Annotated in this window: 15 protein-coding genes; 6 read left to right on the top strand and 9 right to left on the bottom strand. The window is 58.8% G+C overall.

The genetic code is table 11. The features are described 5' to 3' along the window. Positions 1 to 25: 25 nt before the first annotated feature. Positions 26 to 976, bottom strand: a complete 951-nt coding sequence (locus K5E40_RS02990) for a GlxA family transcriptional regulator (protein WP_221729538.1) — start codon at positions 974 to 976, stop codon at positions 26 to 28. Between the two features lie 219 nt (positions 977 to 1,195). On the opposite strand from K5E40_RS02990, the gene K5E40_RS02985 reads away from it, so the two are divergent. Further along, complete coding sequence (locus K5E40_RS02985) at positions 1,196 to 1,918, top strand: pirin family protein (RefSeq protein ID WP_221729537.1); 723 nt, start codon at positions 1,196 to 1,198, stop codon at positions 1,916 to 1,918. 48 nt (positions 1,919 to 1,966) lie between these two features. Here the strand turns inward: K5E40_RS02985 and K5E40_RS02980 are convergent, their stop codons facing one another. Further along, positions 1,967 to 2,443: a hypothetical protein gene (locus K5E40_RS02980; RefSeq protein WP_260455491.1), complete on the bottom strand. Its 477-nt coding sequence runs from the start codon at positions 2,441 to 2,443 to the stop codon at positions 1,967 to 1,969. A 182-nt stretch (positions 2,444 to 2,625) separates the two neighbouring features. Then, positions 2,626 to 3,501: a LysR family transcriptional regulator gene (locus K5E40_RS02975; protein ID WP_221729536.1), complete on the bottom strand. Its 876-nt coding sequence runs from the start codon at positions 3,499 to 3,501 to the stop codon at positions 2,626 to 2,628. A gap of 109 nt (positions 3,502 to 3,610) precedes the next feature. Between K5E40_RS02975 and K5E40_RS02970 the strand changes: the two genes are divergently transcribed. From K5E40_RS02970 to K5E40_RS02960, 3 genes are all read left to right on the top strand, one after another. Beyond that, positions 3,611 to 4,801 carry a YbfB/YjiJ family MFS transporter gene (locus K5E40_RS02970; RefSeq protein ID WP_221729535.1) on the top strand — a complete coding sequence of 397 codons (1,191 nt, stop codon included), beginning with the start codon at positions 3,611 to 3,613 and terminating at the stop codon, positions 4,799 to 4,801. A 61-nt stretch (positions 4,802 to 4,862) separates the two neighbouring features. After that, entirely contained in the window at positions 4,863 to 5,861 is a 999-nt protein-coding gene (locus K5E40_RS02965; RefSeq protein WP_221729534.1) for an NAD(P)H-quinone oxidoreductase, read from the top strand. Between the two features lie 112 nt (positions 5,862 to 5,973). Then, positions 5,974 to 6,918: an alpha/beta hydrolase gene (locus tag K5E40_RS02960; protein WP_221729533.1), complete on the top strand. Its 945-nt coding sequence runs from the start codon at positions 5,974 to 5,976 to the stop codon at positions 6,916 to 6,918. Here K5E40_RS02960 and K5E40_RS02955 read toward each other — a convergent pair. Further along, positions 6,915 to 8,726 (bottom strand): ABC transporter ATP-binding protein, encoded by a 1,812-nt coding sequence (locus K5E40_RS02955; RefSeq protein WP_221729532.1) that lies wholly within the window; start codon positions 8,724 to 8,726, stop codon positions 6,915 to 6,917. The genes K5E40_RS02960 and K5E40_RS02955 overlap by 4 nt on opposite strands. A gap of 6 nt (positions 8,727 to 8,732) precedes the next feature. On the opposite strand from K5E40_RS02955, the gene K5E40_RS02950 reads away from it, so the two are divergent. Both K5E40_RS02950 and K5E40_RS02945 read left to right on the top strand, forming a co-directional pair. Beyond that, positions 8,733 to 9,452: a hypothetical protein gene (locus K5E40_RS02950; RefSeq protein WP_260455490.1), complete on the top strand. Its 720-nt coding sequence runs from the start codon at positions 8,733 to 8,735 to the stop codon at positions 9,450 to 9,452. A gap of 149 nt (positions 9,453 to 9,601) precedes the next feature. After that, a complete protein-coding gene (locus tag K5E40_RS02945; protein WP_221729531.1) occupies positions 9,602 to 10,015 on the top strand; it encodes a VOC family protein in 414 nt (137 codons plus the stop codon). A gap of 55 nt (positions 10,016 to 10,070) precedes the next feature. Here the strand turns inward: K5E40_RS02945 and K5E40_RS02940 are convergent, their stop codons facing one another. The 5 genes from K5E40_RS02940 to K5E40_RS02920 all read right to left on the bottom strand — a co-directional run bounded on the left by K5E40_RS02940 (position 10,071) and on the right by K5E40_RS02920 (position 15,477). Then, on the bottom strand, positions 10,071 to 10,400 hold the full coding sequence (locus K5E40_RS02940) for a hypothetical protein (RefSeq protein WP_221729530.1): 330 nt from the start codon (positions 10,398 to 10,400) through the stop codon (positions 10,071 to 10,073). Between the two features lie 226 nt (positions 10,401 to 10,626). Next, on the bottom strand, positions 10,627 to 11,649 hold the full coding sequence (locus K5E40_RS02935; RefSeq protein WP_221729529.1) for an ABC transporter permease: 1,023 nt from the start codon (positions 11,647 to 11,649) through the stop codon (positions 10,627 to 10,629). A gap of 56 nt (positions 11,650 to 11,705) precedes the next feature. Beyond that, positions 11,706 to 13,271: a sugar ABC transporter ATP-binding protein gene (locus tag K5E40_RS02930; protein ID WP_221729528.1), complete on the bottom strand. Its 1,566-nt coding sequence runs from the start codon at positions 13,269 to 13,271 to the stop codon at positions 11,706 to 11,708. Positions 13,272 to 13,341: 70 nt separating this feature from the next. Beyond that, complete coding sequence (locus K5E40_RS02925) at positions 13,342 to 14,268, bottom strand: sugar ABC transporter substrate-binding protein (RefSeq protein ID WP_221729527.1); 927 nt, start codon at positions 14,266 to 14,268, stop codon at positions 13,342 to 13,344. A gap of 156 nt (positions 14,269 to 14,424) precedes the next feature. Next, on the bottom strand, positions 14,425 to 15,477 hold the full coding sequence (locus K5E40_RS02920) for a Gfo/Idh/MocA family protein (protein WP_221729526.1): 1,053 nt from the start codon (positions 15,475 to 15,477) through the stop codon (positions 14,425 to 14,427). Positions 15,478 to 15,583 lie beyond the last annotated feature (106 nt).

Genomic DNA, 15,583 nt, shown 5'->3' with positions numbered 1-15,583 from the left:
AGTGCGCGTGACGGACACAATGGCTCTAGCTGAACTGTTCGCGGTACTGCACAGGCGTCAGACCGAGCTTTTCAGCGAACAACAAGCGCATGTGCCGCACGCTGCCGAAACCGCTCTTGTAGGCCACGGTCTTCAATGGCAGATCACTGGTTTCCAACAGGTTGCGCGCGCAGTCGATGCGCGCACTCTGCAGGAATTCCATGGGAGTCATATTGATGTCACGGGCGAAAATCCGCGCGAAGTGCCGCGTACTCATATTCGCCAAATGGGCCATGCGTTCGACGCTAAAGGCTTCGTCGAGGTGTTCCAGCACGTAATTCTGCACCCGCGTGATCGGGGTTTCCTGGGGCGCCACTGCTGCCATCAATGGGCTGAACTGCGCCTGCCCGCCCTGACGTTTCATCACCACCAGCAACACTTTGGCGACATCCTGAGCCAGCTTCTTGCCGTGATCCTGGGCGACTAACGCCAGCGCAAGGTCGATGCCGGCAGTGACCCCCCCCGAGGAAATCAGGTTGCGATCCTCAATGAAAATCTGATCGGTCGCGACGCTCGCCTTCGGGAATGCCTTGATCAGGCGTTCGGTGTAATTCCAGTGCGTGGTGACGCGATAACCGTCGAGCAATCCGGCATGCCCAAGAATGAACGCGCCGGTGCAGATCGAGCCGTAGCGCTCGGCGCGCGGGACGGCCTCTTTTAGCCAAGCGAGCAATGCGGGAGGCTTTTCGTCGTAAGCGCCGGGACCACCGGGCACCAGCAACAAGTCATAGCGCTGCGGTGCGTCTTCGATAGAGCAGTCGGCCAGCACTTGCACACCGTTGGATGCGCGTAGAGGGCCGCGTTCAGTGCCAAGGGTGGTCAATTGATAATGCAGTTGCGGTTTCAAATACCGGTTGGCAACCGAAAACACCTCCAGCGGCCCGGCCATGTCGAGCAGAAGAAAGTCGGGGAACAACACCATTGCCACGGTTTTCATGGGGAGACTTCACTGAGAGCAAAAATGAAAGGCATGAGGCAGAGTGAGCATTATGGCCAAGTGCAACGAAGTCGTTAAAAAAGAATGCGTGAACTGAACCGCAAAACTGTCAACCTGAGAGGGACAGTATTTCAATTTTCATCTACTTATTGCATCGCAAAGTAAACAGTAACCTTCTCCTCACTCGGACGAATTCACGTCCCGCAAGGAGATTTCATCATGCTGACTCTTCGTAAAGCCTCCGATCGTGGCCTCGCTAATCATGGCTGGTTGAAGTCGTTCCACACCTTTTCTTTCGCCAGCTATCGCAACCCGCGTGAACAGGGTTTTTCCGATCTGCTGGTGATCAACGATGACCGTGTTGCCGCCGGCAAAGGCTTCGGCCAGCACCCACATCGCGACATGGAGATCTTTTCCTACGTGCTCGAAGGCGCGCTGGAACATAAAGACACCCTGGGCACAGGCTCAGTGATTCGCCCCGGCGATGTGCAGCTAATGAGCGCCGGCAGTGGCGTGGCGCACAGCGAGTTCAACCACTCGGCGACCAAGCCTGTGCACTTCCTGCAAATCTGGATCGTGCCGGACGTCGGCGGGGCCAAACCGCGCTATCAACAGGAGCATTTCAGTGCGCAGAAAAAACGCGGTCGCCTGCAACTGATCATCTCGCCGGATGGCCGTGATGGTTCGCTGACCGTGCGCCAGGATGCGCGAGTCTTCGCCGGGCTGTTCGATGGCAAAGAGAGCGCCACGCTGGAATTGCCGGCCAACCGTTACGCCTATGTGCATGTGGCGCGTGGCAGCGTTGAACTGAACGGCCAGCGGTTGCAGGAAGGTGACGGCGTGCGGGTTCGCGAGGAGCAGGTGCTGACCTTGAGCAATGGCGTGGATGCCGAAGTGCTGGTGTTTGACTTGCGGCCGCAGGAGTTGCCGCAGATGCCATAAACGAGTGTTTAACGCCCACAAAAACGGCCTTCTTTTGAAGGCCGTTTTTTAGGGTGGCGTGATCGGTAATGGCAACATCGCGGGGTTAGGTGGAGGGGTAACCTTGCCTGCTTGAACCTCCGATAGAGTCGTTTGAATCGCTACAAAGACATTGGCCTGATTGGCGTAATAAGTCGCAACGACTATGCCGACGATGCCAAGAAAATACACCGCGGTTGAAGCCCAATAATTTGCCTTGATCGTAGAGGCCTGTCGGACCGCCTCTTTTGACTCAAGAGCGATCTGCTGCACATTTGCAGCAATGGCGTTGTAGCGTTCGAGCAGAGCCTTGTCTCGCTCGGTCTGAACCTCCAGAAATCCCTCGATTTTCGCCGACACAGATTGGACCCGAGCATCCATCCTTGCCTCAATGGTCTCGATCCTGGCGTTGAATTCTTCACGGCTGATAGCGTTCATGGCTTGAGTGTCGGGACCTGTGTTCGATGTGTTGATACGTTGATAGTGCTCAAATTCCCTGGCTTTCAATCCGATCCCCTTCCTTGGGTTACCGATACCTTTCCTGGCTCATCTCTCAAAAAGCGAGTGTTGTATCACCGCGAACTGCAACAACCATAGAGCCCCTCCCCAACGTCCACAAGCCAGCGGATTCTGCTCTGGGTGTAGGCTGTTTCGTCAGGCTACGTAGCTTCTCCAAAGCCACTCAGCGCTCACTCATTCTCCCGCGCAAACGCTTCGACAATCTGCTCGATCACGGCCCTTACCCGCGCTGTATGGCGCAAGTCTGCGTGGGTCACCAGCCACACTTCATAGGGTTGTGGGCGATTGCGCGCCGGCCAGAGGTTGACGAGGCCATCACGTTCGCCCATGTAAACAGGGATTTCTCCTACACCCAGGCTCGCCGCAATCGAGCGACGCACCAACAAGCTGGAACTCAGGCTGGCGACGATTCGCCCGCGATGCAACGGCTCGCAGACCAGTGTCATGTCCTTGTTACCCTTTAGATAGGGTTCGTAAACCACCAGGTCATGCCCCTCAAACGCCGTACCTTGCTGAGGGATGCCCTTGGCGTCGACATACGCCTGTGACGCAAACAATCCCACCGGCCAGCGGGCAATCCGCCGAGCGATCAGGTCTGGATTGTCGGGACGGGTGTTGCGCACGGCGATATCCGCCTCGCGCTTGGCCAGGCTGAGGATCTGCGTGGAAGCATCCAGTTGCACGCGCACGTCCGGGTGCAGAACGTGCAGTCGGGCGATGGCCGGGATCAGGAAATCGATGGCCAGCGAATCGGTGGTGCTGACGCGCACGTTGCCGGTCAGGCGATCGTCCAGGCCCTGAATCTGCCGCTCCAGCTCCAGCGCCGAGTGCTCCATTTTTTCGACGCTTTTAAGCGCCGCTTCGCCGACCGCTGTCAACGCGTAACCGTCGGACGTGCGCAAAAACAACGTCGCACTCAGCGACTTTTCCAACGCCGTGACCCGTCTTCCGACAGTCGCCTGATCCACGCCCAGTACCCGCGCCGCGCCGCGTAACGTCGACTCCCTGCATACCGCGAGAAATACCCGCGCATCGTCCCAATTCATCTTGCCTCCTGATGATGCAAATATGCATCAATACGATGCCAACTCGCTGCACCAGCGCAGCAACAATAGCCGATATCCTGAGCGCCATATACCTCTCAGGATCGCTCCCATGCGTACATCATCCTCAGCGTTACCGATCTTCGCCGGACTCTGCGCCAGCCTGGTCAGCATCGGCCTGGCGCGCTTCGCCTACACACCGCTGATTCCCTCGCTGATTCAGGCGCAGTGGTTTTCTGCCAACGACGTGGTCTATCTCGGCGCGGCCAATCTGGTCGGTTACCTGATCGGCGCCCTGCTCGGTCGGCCGATAGCTAGGCAACTTGGCAATAAAAACGCCCTGCGACTGATGATGCTGCTGGTCACCGCCGCGTTTTTTGCCTGTGCGTTTCCGTTGTCGGTGAGCTGGTTCTTTGGCTGGCGTTTGCTGTCAGGGATTACCGGTGGCGCGATCATGGTGTTGGTGGCGGCAACCGTCCTGCCCCATGTGCCGGCGTCCCGTAAAGGGCTGGCCAGTGGTGCAATCTTTCTCGGTATCGGCCTGGGGATTGCCGGCTCTGGGACAATCGTGCCGCCGCTGCTGGGCCTGGGCCTGCAGGCCACCTGGTTGGGACTGGGCGGTTTGTCGTTGTTGCTGACCGCACTGAGCTGGTTTGGCTGGCCCGCCGATTTACCGCATGCGATTGCGACTCACGAGGTTGTGCCGGTTGAGCAAACACCTCCCGCCGTCTATTTGCTGTTCGGCCAATATGCGTTCATGGCCGCAGGTTTGGTGCCGGCCATGGTGTTCCTGGTGGATTACGTGGCTCGCGGGCTCGGTGCCGGGGCGCATATGGGTGCACGGGTGTGGGTCATGTATGGCCTGGGCGCGATTGTCGGGCCGGTGAGTTATGGTTTTCTCGCTGATCGACTTGGCGCGCGGATAGGCATCCGGCTGGTATTGATGGTGCAGGTGATTGCGCTGGGGCTGCTGGCGTTTTCCCACGCCTTCATGGCCCTGGCCGTGCTGGCGGTGATTATCGGTTCATTCCCGCCCGGTATCGTGCCACTGGCCTTGGCCCGTGTGCATGAACTGGTGCCGGATCATCATCGCCAGCAAATCGCCTGGAGCCGCGCCACCGTATCGTTTGCCACGTTTCAGGCGCTGGCCGGGTTTGCCTATTCGGCGTTGTTCAATGCCACGGGGGGCCATCACGCCTGGCTGTTCATGATCGCCGCCGGCGCGATCACGGTGGCGGTTTTGTTGGAGCATGCCCTGAAATGGCTACCCTCTGCGTCTGAACCGCACGTCTGTGAAAATTGAAGGGAATCATTGCCTGCAGGCCGCGCTCCCATCTACAGACCCTCTAGCAACAGGAATCGACATGTCCTTACCCAACGAAATGACTCGAATTGAAATCACTGAACCCGGCGCCCCTGATGTTCTGCAAGCCAAACGCGTACCGTTGCCGGTCGCCGCTGAGGGTGAAGTGCTGATCCGCGTTCACGCCGCCGGCATCAACCGGCCAGACGCCTTGCAACGCGCCGGCAAATACCCGATGAAGCCCGGGATGAACCCGATCCCCGGTCTGGAAGTGGCCGGCGAAGTGGTCGCGCTCGGGGCCGGTGTGAGCCAGTTTGAGCTTGGCGACAGCGTTTGCGCGCTGACCAATGGCGGCGGTTATGCCGAATATTGCGCAGTACCGGCCGGCCAGACCCTGCCAATCCCCGCCGGGATTGATTGGGTGCAGGCCGCCGCGATCCCGGAAACCTTTTTTACCGTGTGGGCTAACCTGTTCGGCCTAGGTGGTGCCAGCAGCGGGCAACGTGCGCTGATTCACGGTGGCACCAGCGGCATCGGCACCACCGCGCTGATGCTGTGTCGTGAGTTCGGCATTGAGGCATTTGCCACGGCCGGTAGCGCCGAGAAATGCGCAGTGATCCGTAAGCTGGGCGGTCAGGCAATCAACTATCGCGAAGAGAATTTCGCTGACGTCATCGCCGAGAAAACCGCTGGTCAAGGTGTGAATATCGTTCTCGACATCATGGGCGCCTCCTACCTCAACGCAAACATCAGCACCCTAGCGATGGATGGACGGGTAGTGATGCTCGGCTTCCTTGGCGGCGCCCGGGCCAATGACATTGATCTGCTGGCAATCCTCGGCAAACGCGCCGTTGTAACGGGTTCTCTGCTGCGCGCACGCACCGCTGCCGAGAAAGCCGCGATCGCCGATCAACTGCGCGAACACGTATGGTCGGTGCTGGCCGAGGGGCGCTGCCTGCCGATGATCGATAAAGTCTATTCACTGACCGAAGCGGCCAAAGCCCATGCCCACATGGAAGCCGGCGACCACATCGGCAAAATCGTGCTGCGCGTGGACTGAGCCGTCGCAGCATTTTGTAATCGTTGCACACGGGCGATGGTCGAAAATATCGTGCGCAGACCGAGACATCTGGTAAAAAGCGTTCTTTGTCTGCGCACTGGTGAACCGTTTAATGTTCCTTTCCTTCATGACGCGTCTGCGACGTCGCCGCTTGGCATTCGCCTGCATGGCCGCGTTGATTATCGGCGTGCCGGCGAGTTGTGCCGTGCTGGAACATACCGAGCGCAAACTGCTGTTTCGCATCGAACCGGGCACGGCGGGTTGGTATCACGGCTTGCCCGGCAGCGTGCAGGAACTCGATCTGCAACCCAAACGTTTCAAGGCCGGGCAAAACATTCATGCCTGGTGGTGGCCTGCAGAACGCAAGAATGCCCCGGCCATCCTCTATCTGCACGGCGTGCGCTGGAACCTCACCGGGCAGTTGTTCCGCATCGAGCAACTGCGCGCAGCGGGCTATTCGGTGCTGGCCATCGATTACCGTGGGTTTGGCAAGAGCAAGGGTGATCTGCCGTCAGAAAGCAGTGTTTATGAGGACGCCCGAGTGGCGTGGGAGCGTTTCAAGCTGTTGCAACCGGATCCGAACAAACGCCTGATCTACGGTCACTCCCTCGGCGGTGCCGTGGCAATCGATCTGGCAGCCGAACTCGGACAGGACGCCGCCCGTGATCACACGCCACTGCCCGTGCGCGGACTGGTGATCGAGTCCACGTTCACCTCACTGGCGGATGTCGCCGCGGCGGTGGCCAACACCTCGCTGCCGGTGCGCTGGCTGCTGTCGCAGAAGTTCGATTCCATCGACAAGATCGCCGAGATTCATATGCCGCTGCTGGTGGTGCATGGTTTGGCCGACGCCTTCGTCCCGCCACGTTTCAGCGAACAACTGTTCAACGCGGCGGAGCAACCCAAACGCTTGCTGTTGGTGCCTGGAGCGACGCACAACAACAGCATGGCGTTGGGCGGGCAGGATTATCGCAAGGCTATTGATGCGTTGATGCAAACCAAACCCGCTCCACGTATGGCCGGCCCCACGACTGTGCGCAGCGCACGGGACACCTAACGATAACCACGCGCCTGTAAATCGAACAGTTGCGCGTAATGCCCGGCCGCGGCGATAAGCGCACCGTGGCCACCCTGTTCCAGAATCTTTCCTTGTTGCAGCACGATGATGTGATCGGCATTGCGCACGCTGGAAAAACGATGGGAAATCAGTAAGGTCATGCGCCCTTCCGTGTGCTGGCTGAAATGCTCAAACACCGCTGCTTCCGCCGCCGGGTCCAGGGCCGAGGTTGGCTCATCGAGGATCAGGATGTCGGCATCACGGCGCATATACGCCCGGGACAACGCAATCTTCTGCCATTGCCCGCCGGACAACTCCTGGCCACCGGCAAACCAGCGCCCCAACTGCGTGGCATAACCACGGTCGAGCCCTTCGATGAATGGCGCCGCCATCCCTTCGGCAGCGGCCTCCTTCCAGCGTTGTTGGTCGTTGAACGCCAGCGTATCGCCGACGCCGATGTTTTCCCCGACGCTGAACTGGTAGCGGATGTAATCCTGGAAAATCACGCCAATGCGACGGCGTAACGCGGTTTCCTGCCAATCCTGCAAATCGCTGCCATCCAGCAGAATGCGTCCTTGATCGGGACGGTAGAGGCGGGTCAATAACTTGATCAGCGTGGTCTTGCCGGAACCGTTTTCCCCCACCAACGCCATGCTGTTGCCCGGCACCAGATGCAGGTCAATGCTTTGCAGTGCCGGGCGGCTGGCACCCGGGTAACAGAAACCGACGTTTTCGAAACGCAGACCATCGCCCGGTTGCGCGCCGACGGTCAGGTGACCGGTATCGGCCAGCACCGGTTCAGCGAGGTATTCATAAAGACTCGTCAGGTACAGGCCGTCTTCGTACAGACCACTGATCGCGCTCAGGCTACTGCTCACAGCGCTCTGCCCTTGCTTGAACAGCACCAGATACATGGTCATCTGGCCCAGACTGATGTCGCCCTGCACGGCATCGATCACCACCCAGGCGTAGGCCACGTAGAACGCCGCGGTGCCAAGCAATCCAAGACCGAAACCCCAGCCATCACGACGCAACGTCAATCGCCGGTCTTCGGCATAGAGTCTGGCGAACGTGTCGCGGTAGCGTTGCAGCAACAGCGGTGCGAAGCCGAACAGTTTGACCTCTTTGATATAGGCCTCGTGGGAAAGAAGCGTCTCGATGTAACTCTGCTGTCGACTCTCCGGCGCGCGACGGGTGAACAGGCGAAACGCATCACCGGAGAAATGCGCCTCGGCGAAGAAGACCGGCAGCGCCCCGACCACCAACAGCACCAGCGCCCACGGCGAAAAGTGCACCAGCAGCACGCCGAAGCTGATCAGCATGATCAGGTTCTGGATCAATCCCAGCGACTTCATGACCAACGCCAGTGGCCGCGTCGAGGCTTCGCGACGCACCCGCACCAGCTTGTCGTAGAACTCGGAGTTCTCGAACTGCACCAGAGAGAGTGTCTGCGCCTTCTCCAGAATCATCGTGTTGACCTTCTGGCCCAACTGCACCCGCAACAGCGACTGCTGCACCGACAGCGCCCGCTGTGTGCCGGACAACAACGCCAATACCCCCGCCTCCATCAGCACATATCGCAACACTGGCCACAGCGGCGCACTGCCGTGCTGCGCGTGCAGCTGCATCGCCGCGACCACGGCATCGACAATGCGCTGGCCCAACCACGCCGCCAGTGCCGGCAGCATCCCGGCAATCAGCGTCGCCAGCACCAGCCCCAGAAACAAACCTCGCGACGTCCCCCAGACCAACCGCAACGCACGCTGCGCTTGGTCAAACAAGGAAGTGACGCGGGAAAATGAAGGCATAGGACGTTGAACTCGGCAGGTGATGACAGTGCGCCATGGTACTCCAGCGCAACGATTGAATTTCATAGTGTGCGAATTCCTCGGCATACTGGCGTGCGCCAAACACCACGAAAAGGACTCAACGTGTTATCTCGCCCCAATGCCCTATGGCTCTATTACCCTCTCTGCTGGCTCGCGGCTCTGACGCTGCTGCTGCACAGCGCTTTTTATGACTGGAATCTGATGACACCGATCGATGTCGGTGGCACCTTCATGGGCGGCATGGGCGGGCAAATGTTTGTCAGCGCCTGGGTTCTGACCACAGTGGTTTTGTTGATAAGCCTGCTAGTGCGCTTGCCTGGATCGATCCATGCCTGCATCGCCGCAGGGCTTTTGCCACTTGGCATGGGCGCCTGGTGGTTAGTCAACTATCCAGACGATGCAGAACAACGGATCTACAGCATCAGCCCCCATGAAATCGGCAGCGCAATGTTGATCGGCGCAGGCTTCATGCTGTTCGGTCTTTTTTTGCGCTCAAGACTCAAGAAAAGCCACAGCAGCGGCCAGCCGTCCCGCTTTGCAATGATCGGCAGGTCTGTGGTGGCGATCCTCATAGCCGTTGTTTTTATCGGCGCGCCGATCAAAATTGCCACGCACCTTGAGCTACCCCATTGCGCGTTCAGCAAGGAGGGTCAGCAATTGACCATATGCCTGGGTGACGACGACGAGCACGTCATCGTCGACTGAGCCGGGGCTTGCCCGGTGTCTTTTCATTTGAAAAACATCGGGAGAAACCCGCTCGATCCCGACGTCAAAACCTCTGCTATGTTTTAACCGCCCATCGTGGAACACGCCGTACAACCGCCACTCGACGCCTGACTGCCGGGAGCAAAGACATGAGAATCAACCCGTACCTGATCTTCAACGGCGACTGCCGAGAAGCCTTCACTTTTTATCAGCAAGCCCTGAGCGGCGAACTGGAGGCGATGACCTCTTTTGGTGAATCCCCCGCTGCGGAGCACGTTGCAAAAGAACATCGGCACCTGATCATCCATACCTGCCTGAAAGTCGGCGATCAGATGATCATGGCTTCGGACACCACGCCCGACCGCCCGACTCAGGGCATGAGTGGCTGTTCAATTTCCCTGAACGTCGACAGCATTGCCGAAGCCGAGCGGATATTTAACGCGCTGGCCAAGGACGGTCGCGTCGACATGCCGCTGGAAGCGACCTTCTGGGCCGCACGATTTGGCATGCTGGTGGATCGCTTTGGCGTGTCGTGGATGGTCAATTGCGATAGCGACAAGTGAGCCTGCGTTTCAGCGCGCATGAAAAAACCCAACCTGTTCGGGTTGGGCTTTTGGCTTAACGCTGTGCCAGTTCATGCCGCACGCATTGTTCATAGTAGGTTTGCTTGATTGCCGCCGGTCTGAGCCGCGAGGAGCTGTTGTAGGTTTGTTCGGTGATGCCCATGGCGGTCATACGCATCCATGGCTGCTGGAACTTGCGGACCTGCAAGCGCTTGCGTGCGCCGTACAGTGAGATTCCGGACAGTTTCGATTGCTGCGCACCGGCTGCGATATCGGCACCCCAGGTACAGGCAAAGCGATGGTTTTTGCTCAATGCCCTTGCCTGAACCCCCGCGGCAAAGACAGCCAGGGAAAGCGTTGCAACGGTGATGACAATCGTCCGCATGTGGCCAACCTAACCTTTTGAAAAAAAGCGAGTTTGCCGATCAAAGTGCAAGCAGGGGGCCAGCAATTTGCCGCTTTTTCCGATTTTTCTACTGTGTTGCTGGACTGATCAGCACAACGGTCGACTCACCGACAGCCCTCATGATGCGTGGCAACACCATGGCTGAAAATAATGGGGATGTGGTGAAGCGAGAGCCAGAACAGGCCCTCGCTGTTTGCCGTCAGAGTCAGCGCTTGAGTTTGCGCTTGTTGCGGTATTGGTCGATGACCACCGCGACCACGATGATCAAGCCTTTGATGATGTCCTGAATATAGGCATCGACCCCGACGAACGTGAACCCACTGGCCATCACCCCAAGAATCAATGCGCCGATGACGGTGCCGGTAATGCGCCCCACCCCGCCCGCCAGGCTGGTTCCGCCAATGACCGCTGCGGCAATGGCATCCAGCTCATAGGACATGCCCATCCCCGCCTGCCCGGTGGCGGCGCGGGCCGAAGCCACCACGCCCGCCAATCCCGCCAGCAACCCGGCGATGCTGTAGACGATAACCAGATGGCGTTTGACGTTAATACCGGACGTACGCGCCGCCTGCATGTTGCCGCCGATGGCGTAGGTGTATTTACCGTACTTGGTGTAGCGCAGCGCGATGTGGAAAATCACCGCCACCACCAGAAAAATGATCACCGGCATCGCGCCGCTACCGATGGCGGTGTAGGAATCCGACAACATGCTGACCGGCTGGCCTTCGGTGTAGAAACGCGCCAGGCCACGGGCCGAGACCATCATGCCCAAGGTGGCAATGAACGGTGGAATCCCGGTGATGGCAATGATGCTGCCGTTGATTGCTCCCGCCAACAGTCCGACGCCAAGCCCGACAATCACGGGAATCCACACCGGCAAGTCGGTCAGCGAAGGGAATACCGCCCGAGAGAAATCCGAGGTCTGCGCCAGGCTGGCCGCAATCATCGCCGATAAGGCCAGCACCGAACCCGATGACAGGTCGATGCCGGTGGTGATAATCACCTGGGTTACGCCAATCGCCAGCAGGCCGATGATCGACACTTGCAGAATCATCAGCACCAAACGCTGGGAGTTCATCAGGAAGCTCTGGTCACGCACGATCCAGCCGAACACTTCGAATACCAGACCGATGCCAATCAGCACCAGGAAGATGCTCAGCTCGGTCGGAAAGCGCCGGCGATTCTTGGCCGGCGCCGCTGCCGGTTTGTTTTCCAGTATCGCGTTCATAACTACTCACCCTTCTATCGCGTCGACGACGCTGGCCGTGCCAGCGCCAGCATTCATTAGTGAACTGCGGACATGCCCGAGGCCAGTTGCATCACTCGCTCCTGAGTCGCTTCGCTGCGGTCGAGGGTGCCCATCAGGTCGCCCTCGTGCATGACCATCACCCGGTCGCTCATGCCGAGCACTTCCGGCAGTTCCGAAGAAATCATGATCACCGCCATGCCTTCGCTGGCGAGATAGGCGATGAGCCGGTAAATCTCAGCCTTGGCGCCGACATCGATACCGCGGGTCGGCTCGTCGAGAATCAGGATGCGCGGGTTGGTCATTAGCCACCGCGCCAACAAGGCTTTCTGCTGATTACCACCGGACAAGGTATCGATGCACTGCTCCAGTGAAGGGGTTTTCACCCGCAGTTTCTTGCACATGTCTTCGCACAACGCCCGCAACGCTTTTTGCTGGATGAATCCGTGGCCGGCGTAATGCGGCAGCACCGCCATTTCCATGTTTTCCAGTACCGAGAGGCACGGGAACAGACCGCTGAGCTTGCGATCCTCGGTCAACAGCGCGAAGCCCTTCTCGATTGCCATGTGGGGGTCGCTGATGCGCACCACCTCGCCATCGAGACGAATCTCGCCACCGTCGCTTGGCGTAATGCCGAAAATCGCTTCGGCAACGTTGGTCCGCCCCGAGCCCATCAGCCCGGCGATGCCGAGGATCTCGCCGGCGTGCAGGTCGAAGGAAACATCCTTGAAGATGCCGTCCAGTTTAAGGTCGCGCACCGACAGCAACAGCTCGCCGATCGGCTTTTCACGCACCGGGAACAACTGGCTCAACTCGCGACCGACCATCATCGAAATCAGACTATCGCTGTCCATGCTGTCGGCCCGTTGCAGGCCTATATAGGCGCCATCGCGGAACACCGCGACTTCATCGGCGATAGCGAACACTTCGTTCATTTTGTGGGTGATGTAGATAATGCCTTTGCCTTGGCTTTTCAGGTCGGCAATGATCGAAAAGAGATGGGCAACTTCCTTGTCGGTGATGGCCGAGGTCGGCTCATCCATGATCAGGATGTCGGAATCATAGGACACCGCTTTGGCGATCTCGACCATCTGCCGTTCGGCGATGCTCAGGTTGCCGACCTGCTCTTGCGGATCGAGGTTGATCCGCAAGCGTTCGAGCAGTTTCGCCGTGCAGCGATGCATTTCCCGGTGATCGACCAAGTGCAAGCCGTTGAGCTGCTCACGGCCGATCCAGATGTTCTCGGCGATGCTCATGTGCGGCATCAGGTTGAGTTCCTGGTGGATCATCGCGATCCCTGCCTGGAGCGCTGACAGTGGCGTTTCGAAGACCACCGGCTTGCCCCTCAGGCGCAGTTCACCGGCGTCCGGCTGATAGATGCCGGCAATGATTTTCATCAGGGTGGATTTGCCAGCGCCGTTTTCACCCATCAGTGCCAACACAGAACCAGGGCGTACCCGAAGCTGCACCTCGGACAAGGCAACCACACCGGGAAACCCCTTGCTGACGTTGACGATCTCCAGCAGGTACGGCTCATCGACAGGTGTTGCAGTTGGCTGGATACCCACTACAGGGGTGATCGAAGCAGTCGCTGAAGCGAACATGATCAGGTACTCCATCAGCAAGGTCGCGGTCGCAACCTTGCGTATTTATTGTTGTTATTGAACGGACGGGCTATTTGAACGTGTCGACGTTTTGCGGGGTGATCAAGCGGTATGGCACCCACACGGCCTGTTCAACCGGCTCGTTTTTGGCCATTTTCACGGCGGTGTCGATCGAACCGTCGGCCTGTCCCTTGGCGTCCTGGAACACCGAGACGGCCAAGGAGCCCTTCTTCACTGCGTTCAAGCCGTCCGGCGTACCGTCGACACCGGCGATCAGCACGCTACCCTTTTTGACGCCTGCCTGTTGCAGGGCCATGGCCGCGCCAATCGCCATCTCATCGTTGTTGGACACGACCGCGTCAAACTTGCGGCCCTGGGTCAGCCAGTCGTTGACCAAGGTCATGCCTTTATCCCGCGACCAGATACCTGTCTGCTCTTGCTCGATCTTGATGTTCGGGTATTTGGCCAGTACTTCTTTGACGCCCTTGGTGCGGTTAGTGGTGGAGTTGTTCGCGAGGTCGCCGAGCAGAATCACGATGTTGCCCTTGCCGCCCATTTTGTCGGCCAGGTACTGCATCTGCATTTCACCGGCCTCCAGATCGTTGGAGGCGACCGTGACGACACCTTTGGGTAGTTTCAGGTCATCGGGGCGGCGGTTGACGTAGACCAGCGGGATGCCGGCCTTGACGGCGGCTTCGGTGATTTTACGGGTGGCGGCGGTATCCACCGGATTGACCACGATGGCATCGACCTTCTGGCTGATGAAGTTTTCGACCTGACTCAATTGCTTGACCACGTCGCTGCGGGCGTCTTCGAATTGCAGTTGTACGCCATCGGGGTAGGACTTGGCTTTCGTGTCCATGGATTCGCGCAGGTAGGTCAGCCAGGTGTCATCGAATTGGGACATGCTGACGCCGATCTTCATATCGGCGAGCGCCGCGCCACTGGCGAACATCAGCGACAAGGCAAGTGAGGCAAAGCGGATCTTGGTCTTCATGAAAAGTCTTTCTCCACATTCTTGTTGGTTTTATGGATGAGGCGTGACGATTTCAGTAAGCAGGCAAGCGGGAAAAGGGTTTAAACAGGTGGCGAGGCAGGTCGCTGAAAACGACTTTATTGGAAAATAATTTCCATATCAACTAATTTTAGAATTTTATTCTGATTTGATTCCATAGCTCTCGAACAGGCTCAATTCCACCACTTGATGCCGCTCGGCGCTCAGTCGCGCAGCGTCCAGCACGCGGGTGGTCGCCAGTGCATCACGGGCGTCCACAGGCAGTGGGCCACCGCTCTGCAACGCGGTTTGTAGCTGTAAATAGAACTGATTCCAGCAACCGCGCTCGGAGGGCACCCGTTCGCGCACCTCGCCCTGTTCGAACCAGCCCCAGCGGCGATGTTCTTCCACACCCCAGCGCTCACCTTCGGATTTCGGCGAGAGCCCGGCGAGTGCCGAGGCTTCTTGCCCGTCCAGACCATCGACGCTGTAACAACCGTGGGTGCCGGTCACCCGAAAGCGCGGGCCGGGGGTGTTTTGCAGGCAACTGCCGCCCAGGTGTGAGGTCACGCCACTGACATGGGTCAGGGCCATAAAGAAGCCGTTATCGAAGACCTGGCCTTTTTCCAGGTAATCCAGTTCGGCGTAGACCCGTGTCACCGGACCAAACAACAGCAACGCCTGATCGACCAGATGGCTGCCCAAGTCGCGAAGAAAACCACCACCACTGCCGTTGTTCACCGCCAGTGGTGAGTAACGTTCGATCCGCGATTGGAAACGGGTGACTTGGCCCAACGCACCGGATTCGATGAGTTTGCGCACGGTCAGGAAGTCCGAGTCCCAGCGACGGTTCTGATAGACGCTGAGCGGTACGCCTTGGCGCTCGGCCATGGTGATCAGGGTTTGCGCTTGCTGCGCATCAGCGGCAAACGGTTTGTCGCTGACCACCGCCACTCCGTGTTCGATGCCATCAAGTACCAACGCCGGACGGCCCTTGAGCGGCGTGGACACCACCAGCACATCGATCCCGGCCTCCACCAGTTGGCCGATGCTGTCGAACGCTGGCACCCCTGGGTGCTCGGCCGCCAGCAACTGTCGGCGTTCCGGTGAACGGGTGACCACACCCACGAACGTCGCCGCCGGCAAACTGCTGATCAGCGGAGCATGGAAAAACCGGCCGCCATGGCCGTAACCGACAAGTCCAATCCGCATGTGTGCATTCCTTCTTATTGTTATGTAACCGCTCACTGGACACACACCGTCCTTGTGGGAGCGGGCTTGCTCGCGAAGACGGCGGACCAGTCAAAATTGATGTTGG

It is taken from the genome of Pseudomonas baetica, from assembly GCF_019733355.1.
In the GTDB taxonomy this organism is placed as follows: domain Bacteria; phylum Pseudomonadota; class Gammaproteobacteria; order Pseudomonadales; family Pseudomonadaceae; genus Aquipseudomonas; species Aquipseudomonas baetica_A.
Note: the sequence above shows the minus strand (reverse complement) of the source record. Positions and strands in the feature narration are given on the sequence as shown.

Excerpts from the sequence above, each read along its gene's own strand:
- K5E40_RS02955 (WP_221729532.1), bottom strand. The coding sequence starts at position 8,726 with ATGCCTTCATTTTCCCGCGTCACTTCCTTGTTTGACCAAGCGCAGCGT.
- K5E40_RS02965 (WP_221729534.1), top strand. The coding sequence starts at position 4,863 with ATGTCCTTACCCAACGAAATGACTCGAATTGAAATCACTGAACCCGGC.
- K5E40_RS02945 (WP_221729531.1), top strand. The coding sequence starts at position 9,602 with ATGAGAATCAACCCGTACCTGATCTTCAACGGCGACTGCCGAGAAGCC.
- K5E40_RS02985 (WP_221729537.1), top strand. The coding sequence starts at position 1,196 with ATGCTGACTCTTCGTAAAGCCTCCGATCGTGGCCTCGCTAATCATGGC.
- K5E40_RS02920 (WP_221729526.1), bottom strand. The coding sequence starts at position 15,477 with ATGCGGATTGGACTTGTCGGTTACGGCCATGGCGGCCGGTTTTTCCAT.
- K5E40_RS02960 (WP_221729533.1), top strand. The coding sequence starts at position 5,974 with ATGTTCCTTTCCTTCATGACGCGTCTGCGACGTCGCCGCTTGGCATTC.
- K5E40_RS02925 (WP_221729527.1), bottom strand. The coding sequence starts at position 14,268 with ATGAAGACCAAGATCCGCTTTGCCTCACTTGCCTTGTCGCTGATGTTC.
- K5E40_RS02970 (WP_221729535.1), top strand. The coding sequence starts at position 3,611 with ATGCGTACATCATCCTCAGCGTTACCGATCTTCGCCGGACTCTGCGCC.
- K5E40_RS02930 (WP_221729528.1), bottom strand. The coding sequence starts at position 13,271 with ATGTTCGCTTCAGCGACTGCTTCGATCACCCCTGTAGTGGGTATCCAG.
- K5E40_RS02940 (WP_221729530.1), bottom strand. The coding sequence starts at position 10,400 with ATGCGGACGATTGTCATCACCGTTGCAACGCTTTCCCTGGCTGTCTTT.
- K5E40_RS02990 (WP_221729538.1), bottom strand. The coding sequence starts at position 976 with ATGAAAACCGTGGCAATGGTGTTGTTCCCCGACTTTCTTCTGCTCGAC.
- K5E40_RS02935 (WP_221729529.1), bottom strand. The coding sequence starts at position 11,649 with ATGAACGCGATACTGGAAAACAAACCGGCAGCGGCGCCGGCCAAGAAT.
- K5E40_RS02975 (WP_221729536.1), bottom strand. The coding sequence starts at position 3,501 with ATGAATTGGGACGATGCGCGGGTATTTCTCGCGGTATGCAGGGAGTCG.